16 protein-coding genes are annotated in these 18,180 nt (G+C 61.7%); 8 read left to right on the top strand and 8 right to left on the bottom strand.

From position 1 onward, the window contains the following. The first annotated feature begins 127 nt into the window (after positions 1-127). Together HZ994_12190 and HZ994_12185 are read left to right on the top strand one after the other, a co-directional pair. Positions 128-2,050, top strand: coding sequence for a RecQ family ATP-dependent DNA helicase (locus HZ994_12190; GenBank protein QTN33042.1), 1,923 nt, complete (start codon positions 128-130; stop codon positions 2,048-2,050). Positions 2,051-2,240: 190 nt separating this feature from the next. Continuing rightward, positions 2,241-3,326: an FKBP-type peptidyl-prolyl cis-trans isomerase gene (locus tag HZ994_12185; protein ID QTN34391.1), complete on the top strand. Its 1,086-nt coding sequence runs from the start codon at positions 2,241-2,243 to the stop codon at positions 3,324-3,326. A gap of 103 nt (positions 3,327-3,429) precedes the next feature. Here HZ994_12185 and HZ994_12180 read toward each other — a convergent pair whose 3' ends face one another. Both HZ994_12180 and def read right to left on the bottom strand, forming a co-directional pair. Further along, entirely contained in the window at positions 3,430-4,299 is an 870-nt protein-coding gene (locus HZ994_12180; GenBank protein QTN33041.1) for a hypothetical protein, read from the bottom strand. A gap of 117 nt (positions 4,300-4,416) precedes the next feature. Continuing rightward, complete coding sequence (def, locus tag HZ994_12175) at positions 4,417-4,971, bottom strand: peptide deformylase (protein QTN33040.1); 555 nt, start codon at positions 4,969-4,971, stop codon at positions 4,417-4,419. A gap of 90 nt (positions 4,972-5,061) precedes the next feature. Between def and HZ994_12170 the strand changes: the two genes are divergently transcribed. The 3 genes from HZ994_12170 (at position 5,062) to HZ994_12160 (ending at position 7,182) form a co-directional block, all read left to right on the top strand. Further along, complete coding sequence (locus tag HZ994_12170) at positions 5,062-5,688, top strand: hypothetical protein (GenBank protein ID QTN33039.1); 627 nt, start codon at positions 5,062-5,064, stop codon at positions 5,686-5,688. A gap of 74 nt (positions 5,689-5,762) precedes the next feature. Beyond that, positions 5,763-6,284 carry a prepilin-type N-terminal cleavage/methylation domain-containing protein gene (locus HZ994_12165; protein QTN33038.1) on the top strand — a complete coding sequence of 174 codons (522 nt, stop codon included), beginning with the start codon at positions 5,763-5,765 and terminating at the stop codon, positions 6,282-6,284. 1 nt (position 6,285) lies between these two features. Further along, positions 6,286-7,182 carry an ABC transporter ATP-binding protein gene (locus HZ994_12160; protein QTN33037.1) on the top strand — a complete coding sequence of 299 codons (897 nt, stop codon included), beginning with the start codon at positions 6,286-6,288 and terminating at the stop codon, positions 7,180-7,182. A gap of 99 nt (positions 7,183-7,281) precedes the next feature. Here HZ994_12160 and HZ994_12155 read toward each other — a convergent pair whose 3' ends face one another. Next, a complete protein-coding gene (locus HZ994_12155; protein QTN33036.1) occupies positions 7,282-8,346 on the bottom strand; it encodes a substrate-binding domain-containing protein in 1,065 nt (354 codons plus the stop codon). A gap of 104 nt (positions 8,347-8,450) precedes the next feature. Here HZ994_12155 and HZ994_12150 point away from each other — a divergent pair, with 104 nt between their 5' ends. Then, positions 8,451-9,335, top strand: coding sequence for a hypothetical protein (locus tag HZ994_12150; protein QTN33035.1), 885 nt, complete (start codon positions 8,451-8,453; stop codon positions 9,333-9,335). A gap of 59 nt (positions 9,336-9,394) precedes the next feature. Here the strand turns inward: HZ994_12150 and HZ994_12145 are convergent, their stop codons facing one another. Next, entirely contained in the window at positions 9,395-10,462 is a 1,068-nt protein-coding gene (locus tag HZ994_12145) for a substrate-binding domain-containing protein (protein ID QTN33034.1), read from the bottom strand. A gap of 139 nt (positions 10,463-10,601) precedes the next feature. On the opposite strand from HZ994_12145, the gene HZ994_12140 reads away from it, so the two are divergent. Then, entirely contained in the window at positions 10,602-11,483 is an 882-nt protein-coding gene (locus HZ994_12140; GenBank protein QTN33033.1) for a hypothetical protein, read from the top strand. A gap of 235 nt (positions 11,484-11,718) precedes the next feature. Next, a complete protein-coding gene (locus HZ994_12135) occupies positions 11,719-12,567 on the top strand; it encodes an ABC transporter permease (GenBank protein ID QTN33032.1) in 849 nt (282 codons plus the stop codon). A gap of 153 nt (positions 12,568-12,720) precedes the next feature. Here HZ994_12135 and sucD read toward each other — a convergent pair whose 3' ends face one another. The 4 genes from sucD to HZ994_12115 form a co-directional block, all read right to left on the bottom strand. Then, positions 12,721-13,617 (bottom strand): succinate--CoA ligase subunit alpha, encoded by an 897-nt coding sequence (sucD, locus tag HZ994_12130; protein QTN33031.1) that lies wholly within the window; start codon positions 13,615-13,617, stop codon positions 12,721-12,723. A 40-nt stretch (positions 13,618-13,657) separates the two neighbouring features. Beyond that, positions 13,658-14,839, bottom strand: coding sequence for an ADP-forming succinate--CoA ligase subunit beta (gene sucC / locus HZ994_12125; GenBank protein QTN33030.1), 1,182 nt, complete (start codon positions 14,837-14,839; stop codon positions 13,658-13,660). A gap of 77 nt (positions 14,840-14,916) precedes the next feature. Further along, entirely contained in the window at positions 14,917-17,208 is a 2,292-nt protein-coding gene (locus tag HZ994_12120; protein ID QTN34390.1) for a DUF1592 domain-containing protein, read from the bottom strand. A gap of 169 nt (positions 17,209-17,377) precedes the next feature. Then, positions 17,378-18,064, bottom strand: coding sequence for a choice-of-anchor E domain-containing protein (locus tag HZ994_12115; protein QTN34389.1), 687 nt, complete (start codon positions 18,062-18,064; stop codon positions 17,378-17,380). Between the last annotated feature and the right edge of the window lie 116 nt (positions 18,065-18,180).

Genomic DNA, 18,180 nt, shown 5'->3' with positions numbered 1-18,180 from the left:
CTCGCATGTTGAGCTTGCAGGTGGGGCAGAGGGAAGAATTTTAACCGCAACGGGGGCGAAGCGGACACAGGCGGACTGGAGGACTCAGCATTTCGCCGGATAAACAGGATGGACGCAGATGGAGAGGATGAGGAGAATTCCCCCGGTGAAGGATGTGCTGCTGGAGGTTTTCGGGTTCGATGGGCTGCGGAGCGGGCAAAAGGAGATCGTGGATATCCTCATGGCCGGGCGGGCGGCACTGGCGGTTTTCCCGACGGGCGGGGGGAAATCCCTCTGCTACCAGCTCCCGGCGCTGATGCTGGAGGGGACGGCGCTGGTCGTTTCCCCGCTGCTGGCGCTGATGAAGGATCAGGTGGACGGGCTGGTGGCAAAGGGGATCGCGGCGGCGCGGTTGGACTCGACGTTGGGCGCCGAAGAATACCGGGAGGTGACAGGCAGGCTGCTGGGCGGGGAGCTGAAACTGCTTTATGTCTCGCCGGAGAAATTGGGCAACGCGGAGTTCCGCAAGCTGCTCAAAGGTGTGCCTCTCTCGATGATCGCGGTGGACGAGGCGCATTGCATTTCCGAATGGGGGCATAATTTCCGGCCGGACTACCTGAAGCTCGGCAAGACCTGCAGGCAGCTCAAGGTGAAGCGCATCCTCGCGCTGACCGCAACGGCAACCCCCAAGGTTGAGGCGGAAATACGGAAGCGGTTCGGGATCGCCAGGCCGGATGCGGTGAAGCTCAGTTTCCATCGCGCGAACCTCGACCTGCGCATCACGCCGTGTGCGGCTGGGGAGCGGAAGGCATTGCTGTTAGACCGGCTGGGGAAATGGGGGAAACCTGGCATCGTCTATGTCACGCGGCAGGAGACGGCGGAGGAGGTGGCGACCTTCCTTGCGAAAAACGGGCACTCGGCGCGGGCGTATCACGCGGGTTTGCGCAGCGAGCTGAGGCGCGAGATCCAGGAGCAGTTCATGGGCGGGGAAGTCGATGCGGTGGTGGCGACGATCGCCTTCGGGATGGGCGTGGACAAGGCGGACATCCGCACGGTGATCCATTACAACATGCCGAAAAGCCAGGAAGGATACACCCAGGAGATCGGGCGGGCCGGGCGCGACGGCAAGCCCGCCGTGTGCGAGTGGCTGGCCTGCGGGGACGACCTCACTGTGCTGGAGAATTTCATTTTCTCCGATACGCCAAGCGGGCGGGCGGTGGAGAACCTGCTAGGCCGGGTGCTCAGGATCGGCGGCGAGTTCGATGTCTCCCTGTATGATCTCGCGACCACTTGCGACATCCGCCAGACTGTGATTTCGACGACGCTCGCCTATCTGGAAATGGATGGGATCCTGGAGGCGCGCGGCAGTTTTTTCGACAACTACCGGATAAGGCTGACGCGACCGATGGCGAAACTCATGGCGGGGCGCACGGCGCGGGAAAGGAAGAGGCTGGAGGGGGTTTTCGAGGGGCTGGATGCGGAGTGGAAATGGCATGCGGTGAATATCGCGGGGACGGCGGATCGGATCGGGATAACCAGGGGAAAACTGCGGGAATTGATCGCCGAGCTGGAGTCCGCCGGGGATGTTTCCCTGAAGAAATCGAACTGGCGGCAGGCATACCGGATCAAGAAAACCCCGGGCGATCTGCCCGCCCTCGCGGAAAGGCTGGCGGAGGGCTTCAGGGCGCGGGAGGCAAGCGATCTCAAGAGGCTTTCCCAGGTCCTCGCGCTTTCCTCCGGCAAGGGCTGCCTGACAGGGGTTTTGCTCAAGCACTTCGGCGAAAAGATGGAGGAGCCATGCGGCCATTGCGACCGCTGCCGGGGCGTACCGCCGGTGAAGCTCAAACGCAGCAAGCCGCGCAAGGCCAAGGATGCGGAGCTTGAGGCGATACGCTCGCTGCGCCGGGAAAACCTGGCATCGCTCGGCACGCCACGGCAAATGGCACGTTTCCTCTGCGGGATGTCCAGCCCGGCCTCGATGCGCGCGCGGCTTTACCGGCACGACGGGTATGGGATGCTTGCGGATCTGCCCTTCCGGGAGGTCGTGATCCTTGCGGAGAGCGTTTTCTAGGAGCCGGGATGCGAGTCCGATGATTGACATGCGGCTTTTCACGTGGATGCTCCTGCCTTCCATGAAAGTCCGTATCCTCACACCCCTCATGACCGCCGCCTTGCTTGCGTCGGCCGCCACCATAGCTCGTTCCGAGGAGACTCCGGACGCGAAAGCCCCCGCAGCGGATGCTGCCCAACCAGAAAACAAGATGCCCGAAGTGCCCTCCGATGTAGCCGCCCCGCCCGCCGATGCCGAAAAGACAGCAAGCGGACTGGCCTCCAAAGTCCTCAAAGCCGGGACCGGCGCCGCGAAGCCTGCGGCCGCCGATACCGTGACCGTCCACTACACCGGCTGGACCACGGATGGAAAGCAGTTCGACAGCTCCGTGGAGCGCGGGCAACCCGCGAGCTTCCCGCTGGGAGGCGTGATCAAGGGCTGGACGGAAGGCCTCCAGCTCATGGTCGAGGGCGAGAAGCGCCGCTTCTGGATCCCCGAGGAACTGGCCTATGGCCCGGTGGTGGAGGGTAGCGGGCGTCCGGGGGGGATGCTGGTTTTCGATGTGGAGCTGCTTGGAATCAAGACCGCTCCGAAACCTCCGGAGGACACGGAAAAAACCGCTTCGGGAGTTGCCTACAGGCTCAACAAGAAAGGGGAGGGCGAAAAGCCCGCCGCAGACAGCATCGTTACCTTCCATTTCACGGGAAAGACCATGGAAGGCCAAGCCGTGCAGGATACGCGTTCCCAGCCCGCTCCACCCAGCGCACCGCTCGACAAGCTCCCGCCTGAACTCGGTGAACTCCTCGGCGCGATGACCCCCGGCGAGCAGCGCACCTGCTGGCTTCCCGAGGCGAACATTCCCGGCGGCTTCATCGTCGCGGACATCGAGCTCGTCTCTTTCAAGGCACCCGTCCCGGCTCCGCCCGTGCCGGAAGACGTGGCAGCCGCACCGGCGGATGCGAAGAAGACCGAGAGCGGCCTCGCTTCCAAGGTGCTAAAGGCTGGCGAAGGCAAGGTGAACCCGAAGGCCTCCGACACAGTGAAAGTGCATTACAGCGGCTGGGAAACCGACGGCAAAATGTTCGATAGCTCCGTGACCCGCGGCGAGCCGGCCGAGTTCCCGCTCGGCGGGGTCATTCCGGGCTGGACGGAGGGTGTACAGCTCATGGTCGTCGGCGAGAAACGCCGCTTCTGGATCCCCGAAGGCCTCGCCTACGGCCCGAAACAGGAGGGCTCAGGCCGTCCCGGTGGGATGCTCTGCTTCGACGTAGAGCTGCTGGAGATCGTCGCGCCCTAATCCGGGTCGGCCTGGAAGCGGGAGCCCGTCCCGCTTCCCTGTTTTTCAAAGACCCCCTGATCCGTGGATCAGGGGGTTTTTCTTGGGCAGCGCTTTGGCGGATCTATCTGCCCAGCTCGCGGGCGACAAGCATGAGCGTTTCGCGGACACCCGGGGCAAAGCCGCCATCGGTCTGGACTGCGAGCAGGATTCCACCCTCGCGGATGAACTCGATGGGCACGGAGCCGGAGTAAAGCTTGAGGGATCCGTTGCCAAAACCGAGGTTGGAAATCACCTGCTTGAGCGCGTCCACGGCGGCGATGTCCTGCTCGCTCACGCGCGCGATCTGGCGGATGCCGGGAAGCGAGCGGGAGCGCTGGATGATCTCCTCCTTGGTCATTTCCCGATCCACGCCGAAGATGGCGCGGAGCTCAAGCTGCCTGATGGAATAGGAGTCGGAATTCGCGGAATCACCCGAAGGCGCTGCCTGCGGAGCTGGAGCTGGAGCCGCTGGCTGCTGAGCCGGAACGGGGTTCTGTGGGGCGAATCCGGCCTGAGGCCATCCGCCGAAGGGATTGGCGGGCGCTGCCGGCTGAACCGGGGCTGGCGGCTGCTCCATCTGGAAAGGTGACGCCTGCAGAGGGGCCGGCTGTTGGACTGGGGCTCTTTCGAAGGGTGTCGCCCTCAATGCCTGTGGTGCGGCATCGGGCGCCTCGAAGCCGAAGCCTTGCGGCTCGGAGATCTGAAAAGGGCTGTCGTTGGACTTGCGGCGTTCCGGCAGGCGTATCGTCTTCTGGCTGTCATGCGGGATCTCGTCGCCGACCACGGAAAACGGCGATTCTTTCCGGGCTGCAGGGCTCGCGGCTGGCGCAAAAGGACTGGGAGCCGGGGTGGCGCTGGCCTCGGAGGCGATCGCGAAGGGCGAGCTTGGCGGGGCACCGGGAGGTGGTGACTGGTTCGGGAAGGTTTCGAAAATTCCGCGGGGCGTGCTCATGGTCGTATGGGGGCTATGCTTGGGTATGTGCAAGACTATCCAAGCGAAGAAAAGCTTTGAATATGCTGAATGTCGAGCTGATAAGACTGTGATTCCAAAAAATAAGCTGTGGGCGCCTCAGGAGTCCTGCCCGGCAAGGAGGCGCTTCAACCTGTTTCTCACGCTGACTTTGCCCACGGCGGAGAGCCTGTCCACGAAGAGAATGCCGTTGAGGTGGTCGATCTCATGTTGCAAGGCGCGGGCCAGCAGGCCGTCTGTCTCGATGACGAGGGTGGATCCATCGATCTGAGGGAGCGTCGCCTTGACCTCCGCAGGACGCCTGACTTCGCAGCGAATGTTCCGGATGCTCAGGCAGCCCTCGTATTCCATCTCCTTTTCCTGGCCGTATTCGAGCGTGGGATTGATGAAAACCAGCGGCATGATGTCTGCGATTTCCGCATCCTCGCCGTTGACCTTCAGGTAGGAAACGCATTCCGGATCGTGTGATACGTCGATCACGGCGAGCTGCAGATCCTCGCCGATCTGGGGCGCAGCCAGGCCGACGCCGTTCGCCTCCGCCATAGTTTCGAGCATGTTGCCCACGAGTTCGCGCAGCGCGGGGCCGGTGTCGCCTACGGGCTTGCACTGCTTGCGGAGGATGGGATCGCCGTATTGGACGATGGGAAGAAGCATGGCTCAGGAAAATGCGTAAAGCTTGGCCGGTCGAGGGGAAATTTTCCCTATGCCACTTGCGCGGAGCCGGACTGCGTCTAGTGTCCGCCCGTGAACGCGAAGAAGGCTGTCATATTCAAGGGGCTGGCGATGCTGGCGCTGGTCTGGGCACTTGTCTTCGCGGTGCGGTCTTTTGCTTCCTCGAAAAAAATCACCGCGGAGCGGCTCGACCGGGAAGTCCGGGAGCTGAAACTGGCGGATTGGTCGGAGAACCCCGGAACCGGCGCGGAGGCAAAGCGGCGTGAGGAGGAGATACGGCGCGTGGCGGAAATGGTGAACCGGCTGGACTTCAAGGAACGCCAGAAAAACCGGGAAAGCCGGACCGGGGAGCAATTTTTCAGCAAACTCAGCACCAAGGAAAAAAACCTCTTCATCGACCTGACCATCGTGGAGTCGATGGGGCGATTCATGGAGGCGCTGGACCAGATGCCCGAGAAACAGCGCAAGCGGTTCGTCGAGCAGGGTTTGAAGGAAATCCAGGAAGGCCGCACCGAGGAGGAGATGAGGCGTGCGGAGGAAATGGACGGCGATCTGCTCGCAAAAATCAGCCAGGAGGGCATGCGCGCCTATTTCGACAAGGCCAGCGCCGACACGAAGCTCGACCTCGCGCCGCTCATGCAGGCGATGAACGAGGTGATGCAGGGTCTGAGGGGCAACGATTTCGGAGAGCCGCGATGACAGAATCTTCCATGGAGGGGCTGCATTCTTCTGCCCGGCGCGTTGGGGAATGGCCGGTTCGGCCGGGTATCGGAATGCCGCCCGTCCCTGGCTTCAGCCTCGTGGAGATGCTCATCGTCATCGCAATCATCGCGGTGATCGGCGGGATCGCCTATCCGCTGACCATTTCCATGATGGGAAAAAGCCGCGAAGCCTCCTGCCTGGGGAATCTCAGGCAAATCGGCATCGGCCTTCAGGGCTACCTTGCGGACAACCAAAACCGCCTGCCCATTCTTGCGCTGGGGCGCGCAAGCAAGGACTCCCCGGAGCCGGCGCTGGAAACCGTGCTGCTCGATTACGTAGGCAGCCCGGATGTTTTCCGCTGCCCGGCGGACAAGGAGGAGTTCGAAAAATCCGGATCCAGCTACAACTGGAACGTGACACAGAACGGCCTGCTCATCAGCGAGGTTTCGTTTTTCGGCATCGAGGGCAGGCCGCATTCCGTGCCACTCGTCAGCGACAAGGAAAGCTGGCACCCCGGCGGGACGAATTTTCTCTACGCCGATTCAAGCAGCTCTAACAAAGCCCGTTTCGTGACGGGAAGCGGGAACAACTGATATGCTGGAAGCGCGCGGGCTCATCAAGAAATTCGGAGGCAAGCCGGCGTTGAAAGACGTGTCGTTCCGCCTGGAAAAGGGCGAGATCTACGGGCTCTTAGGCCACAACGGCGCGGGCAAAAGCACCTCGCTCGGGATCATCCTCGGCATGGTCGCGCCGGACGGCGGCGAGGTTTTCATCGACGGCGTCTCCGTCCAGCGGAACCGCAGCAAGGCGCTGGCGAAGGTCGGCGCGATCTTCGAGGCGCCCGCTTTCTACGACTACATGAGCGGCTGGGAAAACCTCCGCATCCTGATGGGCTACTCCGGCGGCTTCGATCAAAAGGCGGCGCGGGAGGTCGTGGAGCGCGTCGGCCTCACGAAACGCATCACCTCCAAAGTCCGCACCTACAGCCACGGCATGCGCCAGCGCCTCGCCCTCGCACAGGCTTTGCTGCCGGAGCCTGAATTGCTTCTGTTAGACGAGCCCACCGACGGCCTCGACCCCGAGGGCATCAAGTGGTTCCGCGACTTCATCCTCAGCCTCCGCGAGGAGCGCGGCATGACCGTCCTCTTCAACTCCCACCTCCTCGCCGAGGTCGAGCTCATGTGCGACCGCGTCGCCATCCTCCGCGAGGGCAAGCGCGTCTTCGAGGGTTCGGTGAAAAATTTCACGGACGACATCCCGATCTATCAGGTCACACTCGATCCGCCGCAGCACGCGCTGCCGGTGATCGAAGCCCTTGGCGGGGCGTTTCTCGACGGCGAAAGGATTTCCCTGCCCGCCCATGTCGATCCGGCGGTCGCAGTCGAAAATCTCGTCAAATCCGGTGTCCGCGTCCGCTCCTTCGCCCGCGTCCGCCGCTCGCTGGAGGATGTCTATATGGAAATCCTCAACGGCCAGGGGAGCCCGAACTGATACCAATATGGAGAAGGACGCCTCCGGCTCCTCTCCACAACCCACGCGAACCCATTACCCGGTCCTCTGCAAAGGAGCCGGAGGCATCCTTCTCCCCATTCACCCCTTCGCCGGGCCTATCGTCCCGCCTTCGACGAATTTCGCCAGGGTCGCACTTTTTCGCCGGTCGTCCTTTCCGTGGGCGATATTTTCCGCCCAGCGGACGATGCGGCGTATCATGGGGCGGCTGTCGTAGCTGAAGTGGGAAATGACCGGATCACAGAAGGCATAAGCGGGATCGGGATCCCCGCAGATCAGGGAAACGTCCCGGGGCACAACGATGCCGCGCTCCGCCAAATGTTGCAGGGTCGCGACGGTGATCGGGGTGCCATCCATCAGGAGGGCGGTGGGCGGGGTGTGGAGGAAAAGCGAATCGAGCAAACGCCCGTATCCCGCCGGCGTATCCTCCCAATCCGGAAGGTTGTAGGGGCCGGTGGGCACGCCCTGCGCCACGAGTTCATCCAGGAAAGCCTGCTCCACGAAACCGGGCATGGGCTTGCGGCGCTCCTCGCGCGCGATCATCACGATCCGCCGGTGGCCGAGCGAGACCAGGCGGCGCACCACCGTTTTCAGGACGGGTATTCTCTTCACGCCCGTGCTGGCGATCGGCACGTGCACGATCCGCCCGTGAAGCCCGAACACCGGAAGGGGTTGGGCAGCAAACCATTCCAAGACGGGCTGCGAGCCGGCCACCACCACCCATGCATCCGCTCCGGTTGCCTTGACCAGGTTTCCCACCCTTTCCACCTTCATCCCCAGCTCGACCAGGGTTTTCGGGGCGAAAAAGGCGGTGTGCCCGGCCTCGCCGAGCAGTTGCTTGAGTTCCTGCAGGTAGTCGACCTTCCTCTCGTCCGGATCGTAGAGCAGGATCGCGATCCGCATGGCCGGCGGGGCCTGGTTTTCCGGCGGGACGATGAGCCGGCGCTTTCCCGCGCCTTGGGGAACCAGCAGCCCCTCCCCCTCAAGCTGGCGCACGGCGGCCTGCACGGTGGCGCGCCCAACCCCAAGCCGCGCGATCAGGCTGTCCTCGCCCGGCATGGCCCCCGCCCACGTCGCGGAAATGATCTCCGAGCGCAGATGCTCCGCCACTTGCTGGGAGGCCGTGAAAATCCGCAAATTGGCCATGGGATGAACCTCTAGGAAATGGTTGTGGTTGGCAAGAGGGAAGATCATTGGCAGCCAGGCGGGAAAGCCCTTCGATCAGGCCGACCCCCAACCGCATATCTGATATGAAAACAATCGCATCCAGAACGGCACTAGCCGCAGCCATCCTTCTCACCGGCCTCGCGCCGCCCGCCCTACAGGGAGCGGCGGTGATCTATGAATCCTTCACATTCCCTGATGCGGATACTTCCCTCACAGGAAATCCCGGCGGAACGGGACTCTCCGGGAATTGGACTGCTGGTGGCGGCTGGATAGAGAGCACGCCGATGACCTATGGCAGTCTGGAAACTTCGGGTGATTCCTCACGCGTCAACGGTGGCTGGCAAAGTGCACAGATTGGAGCCACCTCCAGTGCAGCATACAGCGCCCTTCTCGCCAACAGCGCTGAGCTGTGGTTCAGCATGATCATGGAGTTTAATTCTGACAACAACCGGTCCATTTTCGCACTTACAGACATCGGCCTTGCTGCAGCCAACGGAGATCTCAACACGGGCGGTGTCGGGATCGGCTTTGGTCTCGCTGCAAATGAAACCTTCTATGCCAACGTTTGGTCTGATGATTTGAACGGCAACGTCGGAAGCAACTTTAACTTTGCGCCAGACAACAATGTAACAACGACGCTAAACACAGGTTTGTCTGGTAGTATGTCTAATACCTACTTTCTCGTAGGTCGTGTTCAATGGGGAGCAACCTCGACTGACAATGATACTGTCTCTCTCTACATGCCGGGAACGGACCTCGTACTCGGCGCTCCCGTCTCAATCTCCAGCGGCGTAATCGCTGATCAGAGCGGCCTTGACCTCTTAGGTTTTATAAATGGGGCCAACTACGTCCGCTACGATGAGATTCGCGTCGGTGCCAGTTACGCCGACGTGTCCCCGATCCCCGAGCCTTCCGCAGCCTTCCTCGGAGGACTCGGCACACTTCTCCTGCTCCGCCGCCGCAGGTAAGTTTCCGGAAACCTGATTTCCCAAACGCCCCATCCTGCCACGCGGGACGGGGCGTTTTTTCATCTCCTCGCCGGCCCGATCGTTCCGCCCTCGACGAACTCCGCCCTAGTCCGGCTCTGGCGGATATCCGCCTTGCCCCGCGCCACGTTGTCCGCCCAGCGCACGATGCGCCGCACCACCGGGCGCGAGTCCCAGCGGATGTGGGAAATGCTCGGCTTGTTCCAGTGGAAATAAGGGTCGGCGTCTGCACAAACCAGTGAGACATCCTCCGGCACCCGCAGGCTCCGGCTCAACAGGAACTGCCGCACGGCGAAAAAGAACGGCGCTTGGTCGATGAAGAGTGCGGTGGGGGGCGTGCGTTCGAAGAGCTGCCGCAGAAGTTCATGGAATCCCTCCGGGTTCTCTTCCCAATCCGGCAGGTTGTAAGTGCCGGTCGGGATCCCGTTGGCCTTGAGGGTGGCGAGAAAAGCGCGCTCGCTCGCCCCCGGCTTCGGAAAACGCCGTTCCTTGCGTGCGATTAGCACGATCCGCCTGTGCCCGAGCTCGATCAGCCGCCGCGTGACCGCGACGTAGGCCGGAGGCTTGTCGGGGCCGGCTGCCGCCATTGGGAGGTCGCCCCGCCGTCCGAACATCGCAAAGGCCGGGGTTTTTCCGCTTGCTAGCCACTCCAGCAGCTCACGAGAACCGGAGGTAACAACCCAGGCATCTGCGTCCGTTTCCTCCATATGCCGGACGATGCGCCCCAAGTCCATCCTGAGTTCCGATAGCGACTTCCCGGAGAAATACGCGCTGTGGCCCGCCTCCACCAAAAGATGCATGAGCTCGGTTGTGTATCCGGGGATATCATCAAGCGGCTCGTAGTTTAGTAGGGCCACCCGCAGCGAGGGAGCTGGCGTCACGACTTTTGGGAGCACAACCCTGCGCCTCCGCCCAGCCCCTTGCGGGATCAACAGGCCTTCATCTTCCAACTGGCGCAAGGCCGCCTTCACCGTGGCGCGCCCAGCTCCCAACTGCGCGATCAGCTTATCCTCGCCCGGCATGGCTCCCGTCCACCTCCCGGACAGGAGTTCCGAGCGCAAGTGCTCCGCCACCTGCTGGGAGGCGGAGAGTATTCGCAAATTCCCCATGCACCGAACCTGTCGGAATGTGTTGTGGTTGGCGAGGCGAAAGTGTTTTGCATCCGAACGAATCCCGGGCGCTAATGGACACCGTTCGGGGCGTTTCCCGAAATACCCTCGGATCACGAGACCCCAACAAACTGTTACTATGAAAAGAAATGCATCCCGAAAGGCTCTAGCCGCTTCAATCCTCCTCACCGGCCTCGCGCCGTCCGTCCTCCAGGGTGCGGTGATTTATGAATCTTTCACTTTCCCTGATGCCGATACCTCTCTGACAGGAAACCCCGGCGGGACAGGTCTCTCTGGGAACTGGACTGCCGGGGGTGGCTATACCAAGAACACAGGTATGACTTATGGCGGTTTGGCGACTGCCGGCGATTCCTCGAATGCTGGCTCCGGATGGTCAAAAGCCGAAATAGGCATCACAGCAAGCACAGCTTTCAGCGGTCTTCTGGTGAATGGCGGTGACCTGTGGTTCAGCCTCATTCTTGAGGTGACCAGTATCAACAATCGAACTTATATGGCTCTGACCAACAATGGGATTGGTCCGTCGAATGGCGCTTTGGATGCTCCCGGAGTAGGGGAAGATACCACTCAGGGGATTGGTTTCGCACTCGGAAGCACTGAGTTGTTCCATGCCGCCCTATGGGAAGACAACTTAGCGATTGGCAGCAATCTAAACGGCACGCCCGCTAACACGGTTGTGGGCACCCAAGCAACCCAAGCTGCAGGCACTTATTTCATTGTAGGTCACGCCCAATGGGGAGCCACTGCGCTCGATAACGACACCGTCACCCTATATCTTCCAGGCACTGGCCTTGCTTTGGGTGCCGTTGCCTCTACCGCCACAGGCATTGTCGATCAAAGCAAGTTCGACACACTCGGCATACAGAACCTAACTGCGGGGAATCGCTACGATGAAATCCGCGTCGGTGCGACCTACGCCGATGTAACACCCGTCGTCCCTGAGCCCTCCGCAGCAGTCTTGGGCGGTCTCGGCGCTCTTCTCCTGCTCCGCCGCCGCAGGTAATTTCCGGATCCCGGTTTTCCCAAACGCCCCATCCTGCCACGCGGGACGGGGCGTTCTCTTTTTCAGGCAGGGACTTTTATCCCTAAAAGTCCATATATGGCGGCCGGATCCATTCACCCGCTTGCCTGCCGTGCAAAGCTCCGCTTGATATGGACGGCAAGGATTGCCGTCCCTGCCTGATTCTTCCGATGAAAATCTGTGGCGCGGCGGCGATTCCGGCTTATGAAAGGGGCGGATGACATTTCTCCAACAACTCAGGGGCGAGCTCCGCAAGCTTTTCGCCCGGCCGCGGACGTGGATGGGCTACGGCGCGTTCGTGGTGATGGAGGCGGTGATCCTTTTCGTCTACAAGCTGGATGCGAGCCAGCGGCACATGCGCAACCTGGTGGAGCGGAACGGGCTGGAGTTCGGCACCTACTACAGCTCGCTGACGATCACGTTCACGATCATGCTGCTGAGCATGTTCCTGCTCGGCTCGATCTATTTCGCGCTGGTGGCGGGGGACATCGTGGCGAAGGAGAACGAGGACGGGAACCTGCGCATGGTCTTCGCCCGGCCCATCACGCGGCTGCGGCTGCTGCTGGTGAAATACACGGCCGTCTGCCTCTACACGTTCAGCTTCGTGTTCTTCGTCGGCGTCAGCGGCTACGCGATGGCGGTGGCGGCGGTGGGCTGGGAAGGCGGGCTGTTCGTGATGGAGCCGAAGATGAAAGTCTTCGCCGCGTATCCGGACTGGTGGGAGGGGGCGGGCAGGCTCGCGCTTTCGGCGGGCGGCATCGGCATCAGCATGATCACGCTTTCCTCGATCGCGTTCATGTTCTCCTGTTTCCGGATCAAACCCGCCGCCGCGACGATCATCACTCTGACCATCCTGTTCGTGGACATGATCCTGCAGGGTTTCCCTTTCTTCAAACCCTACGAAAGCTACTTCGTCACCTGGCGGATGAGTGCATGGGTGTTCCTGATGGAGCAGCACATCTCATGGCCGAAGATCGTGGAAAGCTACGCGTTCCTGATCGGGCTCAATGCATCGCTCTTCACCATCGGCTGGCTCGCGTTCCAGACGAGGGATTTCAAGACATAGACCGCATCGGTAACCCGATGCTTTGGACTGCTGGGGTTCTTATCCCCAGCTTTTTGGGTGCGCTTCGGTTGTTCTTGGGGTCTCCGCTGATCCCACCGCCTCCAGAGAGCTGGGAATGAAGGATCCCAGCAGTCCAGAGCCTGCGGCGCCAGATCACTTGCCCCAGGCTTGCATCAGGGCGGTGGCCATGTCGCTTGGCGTTTCCGCGACGGTGATGCCGCACTCGGCGAGGATCTTCTTCTTTGCTTCGGCGGTGTCTTCCTCGCCTCCGACGATGGCTCCGGCGTGGCCCATGCGGCGGCCGGGAGGTGCGGTGGCGCCTGCGATGAAACCGGCGATCGGCTTCTTGCAGTTGTCCTTCGCCCAGCGGGCGGCTTCGGCCTCGGCATTGCCGCCGATCTCGCCGATCATGATGATGGCTTCGGTTTCGGGATCCTCGTTGAACATTTTCAGCACGTCGAGATGGTTGGTGCCGTTGATCGGGTCACCGCCGATGCCGACGCAAGTACTCTGGCCGTAGCCCATTTGCGTGAGCTGGAAAACCGCCTCGTAGGTGAGCGTTCCGGAGCGGGAGACGACACCGACATTGCCGCGCTTGTGGATGTATCCAGGAGCGATGCCGATGCGGCAGCCGCCGTGGCTTTTCTCGCCGCGGCCGGGGGTTACGAGACCCGGGCAATTGGGGCCGACGAGGCGGGATTTCGAGCCTTTGAGGGCTTCCTTGACCTTCATCATGTCCATGACCGGAATGCCCTCGGTGATGCAGACGATGAGCTCCACTCCGGCGTCCATCGCTTCAAGGATCGCGTCTGCGGCGAACGGGGGCGGGACGAAAATGGCGGAGGCGGTTGCACCGGTTTCGTTCACCGCCTGGGAGACGGTGTCGAAGATCGGCACGATGCTTGAGAACTTTTGTCCGCCCTTTCCGGGGGTGACACCAGCGACAAGCTTGGTGCCGTAGTCGAGGGAAAGTTGCGCGTGGCGGGCTCCGAAGCTGCCGGTGATGCCCTGCACGAGGACTTTGGTGTTTTCGTCGATGAGGATGGCCATGGGAAAAGTTTGCTAGTTTTCAGTTTTGGGTTTTCAGGGATCAGCCGACCGCCTTGACGATCTTCTCCGCTCCGTCCGCCATGGTGGAGGCGGCTACGATATCGAGGCCGGAGGCGGCGAGGGTGGCCTTGCCTGCCTCGACGTTGTTGCCCTCAAGGCGGACGACGAGGGGGATGGGAAGGCCGGTTTCCTTGGCTGCGGCGATCACGCCCTCGGCAATGACATTGCAGTCCATGATGCCGCCGAAGATGTTGATCAGGATGCCTTTGACGTTCGGATCACCGAGGATGATCTTGAACGCTGCGGTGACCTGCTCCTTGCTGGCGCCGCCGCCTACGTCGAGGAAGTTGGCCGGCTCGCCGCCGTAGTGCTTGATGATGTCCATGGTGGCCATCGCAAGTCCGGCTCCGTTGACGAGGCAGGCGATGTTGCCGTCGAGGCCGATGTAGTTGAGGTCGTATTCGGAAGCGGCGACCTCACGCGGATCCTCCTCTTCCTTGTCGCGCATCGCGACGATGTCCGGATGGCGGTAGAGCGCGTTGTCGTCGAAACCGAACTTCGCGTCGAGCGCCAGCACCCGGCCGTCGGGGGTGGTGACGAGAGGATTGATCTCGAGCATCGAGCAATCGCAGTCGATGAAGAGCTTGTAGAGATTCCTGAGGAGCTTTCCGAACTGCTTGGCGATGTCTCCCTCGAGGCCGAGCTCGGCGGAAATCTTGCGGATCTCGTATGCCTGGAGGCCGAGCAGCGGGTGGACCGCCTGGCGGAAAATCTTCTCAGGGGTGTCGTGGGCGACATCCTCGATGCTCATGCCGCCTTCCGTGGAAGCCACGATGACCGGGCCGTTGCTGGCGCGGTCCATCAGGATGGCGAGGTAATACTCATGGGTGATGTCCACCGCCTCGGCGATCATCACTTTCCGCACAACCCGACCCGCCTCGCCCGTCTGGACCGTGACAAGGGTCTCGTTGAGCATTTTCCCGGCGTACTCCGCCGCCTGCTCCGGGCTTTCGATGAGGTGAACCCCGCCCTGGAAGCCGTTCTTGAAATGGCCTTTTCCGCGCCCGCCGGCATGCACCTGCGCCTTGATGACCAGCTTCGCCCCGGCGAATTCCTTCGCAGCGTCGGCGGCTTCCTCCGGGCTGGATGCGACTTTCCCTTTCGGGCTGGGGACTTGGAAACGGTCGAAGAGCTCCTTGGCTTGGTATTCGTGGATGTTCATAGGCGGCTGGCGAAAAACCGGGCGGTTCTAGCCCCCAACCTGCACGACGGTCAAGCAAGCCCTGTGAAAACTTCCGATCACTCATCGCCCCTGCGCATCTGGAAGGGTGCGGAGGTGGTGATGGCGTGGATGAGTTCAACGAGCTTGCCATCGTGCTTTTCCAAATGATCGACGAGCAGGGTGATGGTTGTGGAGTCATAGTACTCCACGCCGCGGCCGATGGCGTAGGTGAGGAGTTTCTCCGAAACGGTGCGGTAAAGATCCTGCCTGCGCCTGTCGGCTAGGATTTCCTTGAGGGTGGCGACATTCGCGAATTCCTCTCCGGTGATGAGTTCCCCGGCGGTGTCGATGGGCTTGCCATTCTCCATTTTCCGGAAGCGCCCGAGGGCATCGAAGTTTTCCAGCCCCAGCCCGATGGGATCCATGCGGGCATGGCAGCCGCGGCAATCGGGATCTTCGCGGTGGATCTCCATCATCTCGCGCATTGTGGGTTTGCCGTTTTTCCCGGCATCCTTGGCATCCTCCAGCTCCGGGACGTCCGGTGGCGGCGGTGGCGGCGGTGTGCCGAGCAGGTTGTCGAGGACGAAGAGGCCGCGCTTGACCGGAGAGGTGCGGGTGGGGTTCGAGGTGACGATGAGGAAGGTGCCCTGGGTCAGCAGGCCGCCGCGCTCCGGGTGCTCCGTCAGGTCGATGGGTTTGAATTCCTCGCCCTTCACGCCCTTGATTCCGTAGAATTTCGCGAGCCGCTCATTGAGGAAGGAGTAACGTGCGGAAATGAGTTCCTCGACCGGACGATCGTTGCGGAGGATGAAATCGAAGAGCGCGTAGGTTTCCTTGCGCATGTCATCGCGGAGGCGGGGATCGAATGCCTTCGCCGCCTCGAAGTTGTTTTCCACGCCCAGGATGGTGGGTGCGGAAACGGCGACCGTGGTCACATCCCGCGCCTGCAGCCACTGGCCGACAAAGTTTTCCGTAAGCCTCTCTGAGCGGGGGTCCTTGAGCATGCGCCCGACCTGTTGGCGGAGGTTCTGCCGGAGTTTCTTGTTGTAGGCGAGGGAAAGCAGTTCGTCATCGGGGACGGAGGACCAGAGAAAAAACGAGAGGCGCGAGGCGAGGGCGTATTCGTCGAGCGGGACGACCTTTGCCGGGTTGTTCGGCTCCGGCTGGATCTCGGCGCGGAAGAGGAAACGGGGGGAGGCGAGGCAGGTGGCGATCGCCTGCTTGATGCCGTCCTGGAAGGTTTTTCCGGGGAGCTTGTCGATCTCGTTGACGATGGTCACCAGACGGTCGATGTCGCTTTCCACGATGGGGCGGCGGAAAGCCCGTGAGACGAACGAGCGCATGATCTTGCGCGCGTAGGCGTTCTTCGCCGCGGGGTCTTTCTCAGCTGGCGGGCCATCGACGAAGATCATGCGGTGGCCTTTGGAGTATTCCTTGCGCGATCCGTCGAGCGGCCCCTGCAGGATGAGGCGCTGGATGGAGAGGTAGAGTGCTTCCTCGCCTTCGGCTGGGGCTTGTGCGGGTTTTAGGGAAACCTTGATCTCGCGGGTGCCCTTGTCGAATTTCGCCTCCGCGCCGAGATCTATGCTGCGGCGCTGGTCCCATCCTAGGGTGGCTTTTTCCAGCGGCTTGCCGTTTGCCGTGATTTCCAGGATGGCCTCCTGAGTGGTCGCCTCGGTGGCGCCCTGGATCGAATACTGGAGCGTGATCTGGTATTTCCCCGGCCACTCCACGGGCACCCGGAGGGTGAATTCCGCGGCATCGGAGAACGGCGCCCATGTCGGCGGGATGGAAGGGTGCTTGAAATCGCTGGCCAGGAAATCGGTGCGCGGCACCTGCGCGGAGGCATCGTCGGGAAGGGCAAGGTTCATGATTTCCTCGGCAACGGTGAGATATTTCTCCATGAGCAGCGGGGAAACGGAAAGGACATCGCCGATGTTGTCGAAGCCATACCCGGTGTCGTCCGGCGGAAACGCCTCCGTGGTGTCGAACTCGACGCCGAGGAGGTCTAGGATCGCGTAGCGGTATTCGTTGCGGTTCAGGCGGCGTATCGTGACGCGGCCGGGATCGGGGTTTTCCGGATCGAGCTTGAATACGCTGGACTCGATCCATGAGAGGAGTTGTTTCTTCTCTTCGGCGGAGGGCTGCGCCTCATCGGAGGGCGGCATGATCTGGGAACGGAGGTTCCGCCAGACCGGGATCCAGTGCTTGGTATCGGCGAGATGGGTTCCCAGATCCTTGAAGGCATCCATGCGGAAGTCGCCCTCGCGGGAGCCGTCTCCATGGCAATCGAAGCAATAGCTGACAAGCAGCGGCTCGATCAGATCGCGGTAGGAATCATCGCCGCGCGCACTGGCTGCGGCGAGCATGAGGGCGGTGATTCTGAGTATGCAGGCCAAGGTCTTTGCGGGTGTTAGATTCCGGGGGTGGCGGTGGAATGTATACGCCGCAAGCCCCGGCGGACTTTCCTGAAAATGAAAAAGCCCGCAGCTCCAGGGAGCCACGGGCCTTCATGGGGGGTGATTCATTACCTTACCGTCATGCGCGGCGGCGGCGGAAAGCCAGGCCGAGTGCCGCGAGGCCGGCGAGTGCGGACGAGCTGGGCTCCGGCACGACCGTGTATGTCACGGTGACGAAGCCCCTGGCACTGACCGGGGTCGTCGCCGTCTCGACACCGCTGTTCGAGGTCAGGCTGGCGACCTGCTTGGCGATCGCATTGACGGTGAACTGGTTCGTCCCGACGTAACCGCCGAGGAACATAGCGGCCACATCGCCGTTTCCGGTCTTCGTCTGGGTCGTGCCAACAAGGATCGCACCGTCCGGGCCGGTCGGATCGTAATCGTTGAGTCCGTCTCCTTGGTTTGGAGCCAGGTTGAATGTTCCGGTGTTCAGGGCGGCGACATCGTCAACGATGAGATTGAAGGTGTTGTCGCGCAGCTGGACATCGGTGGAGGTGGCGTCAAGCGTCGCTCCGAAGTTCGCGGTGACGGACGCAGGGCTGTTCGCATCATTGTCCATGACAAACTGGCCGCCCACGATGGTCAGCGAGTAGCTGATGTTGACGTTGAGCAGGTTCGACGCCAGGCCGTTGTATTTATTGAAAAGAAGTGGCTCCGAGAAATCGGGCACTCCGCTGAATGACTTGGTCTGAACTATCGTTGATTGCGCGGAGGCAAATCCGGCGGATGCTGCGACAGCAGCCGTAATGATGGCTAGGTGTTTCATGGGGGGTAGGGGGTGGGGGGTGATTACTAGTGCAACCGCACAACTAGTGTCCAAATGCAGAAACCTGGCCAGTTCATCCCGCCTGCTTAGCTTTTGCTGAATTTCCGGAAATTACG

Source organism: Akkermansiaceae bacterium, assembly GCA_017798145.1.
Classification (GTDB): Bacteria; Verrucomicrobiota; Verrucomicrobiia; order Verrucomicrobiales; family Akkermansiaceae; genus Luteolibacter.
This window is presented reverse-complemented; position numbering and strand designations above follow the sequence as displayed.